This is a genomic window from Candidatus Zixiibacteriota bacterium (genome assembly GCA_034439475.1).
Classification (GTDB): domain Bacteria; phylum Zixibacteria; class MSB-5A5; order GN15; family FEB-12; genus JAWXAN01.
Genome location: JAWXAN010000075.1, coordinates 1 through 7,029, shown reverse-complemented (window position 1 = coordinate 7,029; position 7,029 = coordinate 1). Strand labels below are relative to the sequence as shown.

Sequence of the window (7,029 nt, the reverse complement as noted above, 5' to 3'; positions counted from 1 at the left end):
CGTCTTGTCTCAAGTAGGTCAGTCCGCCGTGGCGGACCGCTGTGGCGGGGCGGACCGTGATCCTGACGTCTTGGATCCCCTACACTCGGGTACCCCACTGCTTGCGGTGGGTTCCTCTTCTTCTGTCATTCCAGCGCAAGCTGGAATCCATCTTCTCCCAGATACCCAGTCCGCCGCGCCTGCCCGCTGTGGCGGGGCGGATCGTGATCCTGACGTCTTAAATCCCCCGGCGCGTCATTGCGAGGAGCGGAGCGACGCGGCAATCTCATATTCCTCCGACCGTGCTGTCGAGCGTATCTGCCCGACAGGAAACGAATCCGTTAAATCCGAGCTCCTCCTCATCTCCTCCTCTTTCCAAGCCGCCAATCCATATACTGAAATCATCGCCGATGGAGCCATGGACTACAAATGCAACTATTTTTTAGGCAACGATTCCACCAAATGGCGTACCGATGTTCCAAACTTCACCAGCATCACCTACAAAGAAATTTATCCCGGTATTGACCTGAAGTATTACGGCAATGGCCGTCAGATGGAATATGACTTTATCGTCTCACCCTTTGCAGATATAAACCAGATTCGTATCCAATACAGCGGCATAGAAGACATCTGCATCAACCAGGGCGGACAGTTACAGGTAGAGACCAAGTGGAACACTGTCACAGAGAATACCCCCTATGTCTATCAGCTTATCAATGGAATCAAAACTCCGCTGACCGGTGAATATTATCTTGTAGATAACAACTCATTCGGCTTCAAACTCTCCGAAGAATACAACCCCGCCCTTGCCGTCGTCATCGATCCGGTACTTAGTTACAGCACGTACTTAGGAGTAAGTCTGAGCGATCGGCCAAGGGGCATGGTAATCGACGCAACGGGGGCTATGTACTTAACGGGAAATACGAGTTCCTCCAATTTTCCGACTGTCAATGCCTATCAAGCCATATACGCTGGCAATTCAGATGTATTTGTGACCAAACTGTCAAGTAACGGCTCAAGTTTGGTTTTTAGCACTTTCCTTGGTGGAACCGGTGCTGATATCAGTCAGGAGATTGCCGTTGATCTAGTCGGGTCAGTTTACATTACCGGTAGCACCGGCTCTACAACTTATCCTACTGCAAATGCGTTTCAGCCTATCAAATCTGGAAGTGACGATGTCTTCGCAACGAAATTGTCGAGTTCCGGATCAACTTTAGTTTACAGCACATATTTGGGAGGATCGAGCAGTGACGTCGGTAAATCGATCGCGGTTGACACCTCTGGCGCAGCGTATATAACCGGATACACTGCTTCAACAAACTACCCGATTTTCAATGCCTTCCAAGCCGTTTATGCATCTGGTGGCTTCGACGCTTTTGTTACCAAACTGTCAAGCTCCGGCTCGGGTCTGGTCTTTAGCACATTCCTTGGCGGAAACAACGATGATCGCGGGAATGCGATAACAGTCAGCTCGCAAGGCGCGGCACATGTGACGGGAAATACTTTTTCCAATAATTTTCCAACTGCCAGTGCATACCAAGCATTCAACTCGGCTAGTTCGGACGCTTTTATCGCAAAGTTCTCAATCAATGGGACGAGTCTGCAGTTTAGCACATATCTAGGAGGTTCAAGTACAGACGTCGCCTCTTCGGTATTCCTTGATCCATCCGGGGCGGTCTATCTCACTGGCAGCACCGAGTCTCCCGATTTCCCCACACAGAATCCTTATCAGGCGGCTTTGTCGGGCATAACAGATGCATTTGTTTCTAAGTTATCCGCTTCAGGCCAGACTCTGCTTTACAGCACATATTTGGGAGGAACCGGGAGTGACAACGGTACCTCAATTGTGACAGGCGCTCATGAATCGGCCTATATCACTGGCATTACAAATTCATTGAATTTCCCAACTGTAAATGCCACACAGGCAGTCTATGGCGGGGCGGCTGATGCTTTTATTTCGAAACTCTCAGCATTCGGCGCATCCCTGGTGTTCAGCACCTATTTGGGGGGCAGTGGCTCAGAAGAAGGCCCTTCGATAGCAATCGATTCGATAGGCGCTTTATATGTCGCCGGACAGACCAATTCTACAAATTTTCCGACAATCAGTCCTTTTCAAGCCTCAAATGGTGGCAACTACGATGCTTTCATGACCAAATATAGCGCGCCGGACATCGACGGTGATGGAATACCCGATGAAATCGACAACTGTCCAAATGTCGCCAACCCGGGACAAGAAGATGCTGACTTTGATGGAATCGGTAATGTCTGCGATGCTGATTTTGGTATTGTAAATACGACAGACTCGGCAGATATTTTCTTTGTCGAGCAGGCCGATCTGGACGAAGATAATAACAGCGATATTATTTTCTCAGGGAACACCAACGACGGCATTTTTGTGGCATGGGGAAAACCTGACGGTACTTTAGAATCACCGGTGTCCATCGGTAGCGGGATCAAAGCCGCCATCACTGTAGATTTCCTCGACAATGATACCCTTTTGGACGTAGCCACACGAACATCCACCACAACCACTGTCTTACTAAATCAAGGGGCGCGTAATTTTGCCCCTGCCCTTGCTCCATCCCCGTCATTCCGATCGGAATCGAGTACGCTTTACAGTTCGGTGACATCGGGATATTTTAATAACGATATCTTTCCCGACCTGATTGTGAGCGAGAATATGCTTTTGCTTGGCAATGGAACCGGCCAGTTTGGCGCGCCCGTTTCTTTGCCGTTTCTCATCGATGGCGTCGATGCCGGAGATTTTAACAATGACTTTATTGATGACATAGTAGTCACTCGCGGTGATTCCGCCAGGATATATCTCAACAACGGCTCGGGCGTCTTTACGGCCTCATCCGCGGTCAAGATTACCCAAGGCGCAACCAACATCACCCAGGTAAAAACGCAAGTTGATCTCAACCATGACGGCAAACTTGATTATGTAACGATCGCCGGACACTCGCTTGGTCTCAATGACACAAGTGTAGTCACTGCGGTTATGGGGAACGGTAGTGGAGGCGTCCAAAGCTCGACAATACTCAAAATAGTGGGAACTGCTCTCAATGTCGCAGTGTCGGATATCAACAACGACCGAGTTTTAGATATTTCGGTTGTTATCTCAAATACGAGAACCTTAAAAGTTCACTATGGCAATGGCTTTGGCGGGTTCAATCAATCTTTTTCGGAAACTTTGCCAGCCGGCGCTCAGCCAATTTACGCCCTCGCTTCGCTTGATTTAGATAGAGACGGCCGTTCTGATTTTGTCATAGGCGGCGAATCTGGAAACAGTATCATTCTTGCTGTAAATCAGCTTGAGGACGCAGTAATCCTGCCCGATGAAATGGTCACTACCGGCTATGACAACATCGGCGTTTCTGTGGAAAACCCGCAACGACTGACAATCAGCAAAGAACTTCGCACAGTCGCCGGTTCGGCATATTGGAAACTTGATGCCGATGCCGATGGAAGCCTTGATACACGCGCCTTCGATTACAACTTTCAGGCAGGCAACTACCAGATAACAGTCTATCGGACAGCTCCCATATCTGTTGTGCCGGTGACCGCAATCGGAATCGGCATCGATGGTTCGCAGGAAGCGCGCGTTGTCAATAATTACAGCGGACTGCCTGCAGGTGATAGTATGACTATCACTTACACTATCCCCAATAGCGTGACCTCGCCGGCCTCGGGAATGCCATCCACAACTCTCCAGCCGGTAATATCATGGGATGGCTTTTATGCCCGAGGCATGGCCATCACCTATGACTTCCAGATGTCGGCGTACCACGACTTTAGAAGCCTTATGCTCGACACCGCCAACCTGCCGAATGCAAACATTGGTTTGCCTGACACCCTCCCAGCCGATTCCCTTTATTATTGGAGAGTCAGACAGTACGGCCAAGCGGAATTCAGCCATGCCTGCGCGCTCTGGGTGGTGGATGGAGCATGCGGCAGACTGTATAGCGGTAATGTCGACTGTGATACTGCCGATGTGGCTGATATCTCAGATTTGACCGCACTTATAGACCATCTGTTCATAAGCCTTGCTCCGCTTTGTTGCATAAGTGAGGCCAATATCGACGGCGAGGCTCCAGTCGATATTTCAGATTTGACCCGGTTGATTGACCATCTCTTTATAAGCCTGCAACCCAACGAGGTTTGTCAATAAACACAGTCTTTGAGATGTAAACGGAATGAGGACAAAGTGGACGGGATAATGCAACTTACTGCCCCCAAAAGGCTTGAGTCACTTGATGCAGTATTTTCCTTTTTGACCGACTGTCAAAATCACTATAAGATCGATGGTGATTCAGTGTACGCACTCTCTATTGCAGTCGAGGAGGTATTTACTAATTTGATAAAATACTCGCCCGGAAAGGGTGTGGATGTTACTATTAACTTTGAACTCAAGGAATCAACCATATCTGTACAGCTTATTGACTATGAAGCGGTCAACTTTGATTTAACTAAACTCGACACTCCGGATATGGAACAACTCGCCCTCAACGGAAGCGCCGGAGGAAGAGGAATCTATCTGGTAAAACAGTTGATGGACGCGGTATCATATCGCTATCATGAAGGAACAAGCGAAATTACGTTATTGCTAAAGGTACGAAAAGAATATGTTTGATATCAAATTAGTAGGTGATGATAAGGTTTTGTTGGAAGGGCGTTTCGATGCCTCCCGAACGGCATTGGCAAACACGATATTGGATAAACTTGCCGTGACGACAACTATTGACATGTCGCGGCTTGAATATATCTCAAGCGCGGGGCTTGGGGCGCTGATAGCCGCGCGCCAGCGGCTGGCGGGACAAGGCGGCAAACTGGTAATCTCCGGAGCAAATCATCATGTCATGCATGTAATGAAACTGGCACGTCTCGACTTAATTTTCGAATTCATGTAACTAAATACAATTAAATCGCTTGCCTTTGCATTCCGGACGGTGAATCTTCACACAGGCATGCCCCAACACTGTGTGTGCGAGTGTGATAGAGGGGTAAGACATCTTTGATGGTCAGCTGAGTTCAAGCAGACGCCACACATTTCGATTAGAAAAAAGGGAAACGGATGTTCTTCTTCACATTACCTTTTCTCTCGAGCCATCAATCGGGAATGGTTCATATTTTTAATAAAAAACAAAAAAACCCGCCAACCTTTTTGCTTCTCGACGGTAATTATGGCGGATAAGGAAGATCAACTGCTAAACGAGCAGGCTCTCGTTGATGACTGTTTAAGCGGACACACCGCGTCATTTGAGGGCTTGGTCGAAAAATACCAGGGGCCTTTATTCAACGCCGCGTTGCGGATGGTTCATGACTATGACGAAGCGCGCGATATAACACAGGCGGCCTTTGTACGGGCCTATGAAAGACTTGCGACGTATGACTCACAATACAAGTTCTTTAGCTGGATTTACAGGATTATGGTAAACGAATCACTCAACGTATTACAGCGAAACCGAAGAACGACTTCGCTTGAGACTGACATTGCCACCAATGACAGCAACCCCGAAGTTTCGTATTACCAAAAGGAACTTGGCGAACAGATCCAAACGGAACTTATGAATCTCGCTGTTGACTCACGAGTCATACTTGTTTTGAGGCACTTTGCCGATTTATCGCTCCACGAAATTGGCTATGTCCTCGAGATTCCCGAGAAAACTGTCAAATCTCGTCTGTTCACAGCCCGAGAACGCCTGCGGGGGCGCCTGGTACATCGCGGAATAGGGAGACACTCATGATGGAACCATCGACCCTAAAACTTATCCATGATGAAATTGACAATGTCAATTCACTCGCCGATTCCAAAAAACTGCGTATCCTGTTAGAAAAGGACGAATCAGCAAAGCAGTATTTTCTCGAGATAATGGCTCTATCCGAAGAACTGCAAGGACTTGGCTCTATCGAGCCGCCGGATTCCCTAAAGAAGGATATTATGTTTTCTGTGGAGAACGTATCCAACTCTCCGATTATTCCGGTCAAACCGAATAGTCAGGGCAGAGAGCTTACTGGCGCAGAACTGCTCAGACAAAAGATTTATCCGTTTGCGCTTGGACTTGCGGCCGGACTGGCTTGCATAATGCTCTTTAAAAATACAATCAGCAACGACCAGCTTTTGAATCAAGACTCGGCCGCTGGGTCGATTGTGCGATCAGAGGATACCACAGTTCTTGAACCACTGATTAGTGAGCCATACGCCTTGTCAGGAAATGTCCGTTATTTCTGTGGGCCAGAGGGAAACACGCTCTTCGCCGATATCCCTGAACAATCAGTATTTCAAGTCGTTTTTAAGCCGAAATCAATTCATCTCACTGCCGTTGCTTCGCCAACGAGAACGCCTTTTGATATAAGCACATCAGACACCAGTATTCTGATTTCGACCCTTGAAAGTGGACCGATATCGATCTCCTTCGATCCCCTGCCAGGTGTGACCGATATTCTTCACATCACAATTAGCAGTGCTAGTGACATGTGGCAAAAGGACATCCCGATAGGGATACTGAATAATAGAAACAGAAAAACGGACAATAAATGAAACTTCTTCCAACTCTTGGAAGGGTAACAAGTAATTAGACTAAAGAGACAGGAAACAGGAACGAAACTTAAAACCAACAAATCCATAAGGAGGATCTAATGTCACAAAGTTCCATGTCAAAGAAGGGGAGCAACAGCACCAAATTTCTATTGGGCGCAATCGGAATAGTTGTTGTTGCAGTGGTTGCAATTTCATTTACCGGCTGGCCGCCGTTCCAAGGTGACGCCAGCGGCACGATCGGGGCGGCTAAGAAATACCAAGCCGAGCAGATTACCAATGCCGATGTATCTTTGGACAGCCCTGAGATCCAGGCCATATTGCAGAATGACCAAGTTCAGGCCCTGCTGAAAGACGAGAATTTCAGAAAGGCGATAGCCTCTGAGCAGTTCCGTTCATCATTGGTGAGCATGGATTTCCGCAATGCCATGCTGAGCGAAGATTTCCGAAACGCGATTGCGCAAGAAACATTCCGGAACGCCATTGCAACGGAATCATTCAGGGCCTGCATT

6 protein-coding genes are annotated in these 7,029 nt (G+C 48.0%); all 6 read left to right on the top strand.

Going from position 1 to position 7,029, the window contains the following annotated elements; all coding sequences use genetic code 11:
- The first annotated feature begins 70 nt into the window (after window positions 1-70).
- The gene (locus SGI97_10765; protein MDZ4724366.1) at window positions 71-4,150 is read left to right on the top strand and encodes an SBBP repeat-containing protein; all 4,080 of its coding nucleotides are present in this window, start codon (window positions 71-73) and stop codon (window positions 4,148-4,150) included.
- A 48-nt stretch (window positions 4,151-4,198) separates the two neighbouring features.
- Entirely contained in the window at window positions 4,199-4,612 is a 414-nt protein-coding gene (locus tag SGI97_10760; protein MDZ4724365.1) for an ATP-binding protein, read from the top strand.
- Entirely contained in the window at window positions 4,605-4,889 is a 285-nt protein-coding gene (locus SGI97_10755) for an STAS domain-containing protein (GenBank protein MDZ4724364.1), read from the top strand. Before SGI97_10760 ends, SGI97_10755 begins: the two co-directional genes overlap by 8 nt.
- Window positions 4,890-5,162: 273 nt before the next feature.
- Window positions 5,163-5,726 (top strand): sigma-70 family RNA polymerase sigma factor, encoded by a 564-nt coding sequence (locus tag SGI97_10750; protein ID MDZ4724363.1) that lies wholly within the window; start codon window positions 5,163-5,165, stop codon window positions 5,724-5,726.
- Window positions 5,723-6,520: a hypothetical protein gene (locus SGI97_10745; GenBank protein MDZ4724362.1), complete on the top strand. Its 798-nt coding sequence runs from the start codon at window positions 5,723-5,725 to the stop codon at window positions 6,518-6,520. The genes SGI97_10750 and SGI97_10745 overlap by 4 nt, the downstream gene beginning before the upstream one ends.
- Window positions 6,521-6,618: 98 nt before the next feature.
- On the top strand, window positions 6,619-7,029 hold a 411-nt coding region (locus SGI97_10740), incomplete at its 3' end, for a hypothetical protein (GenBank protein MDZ4724361.1).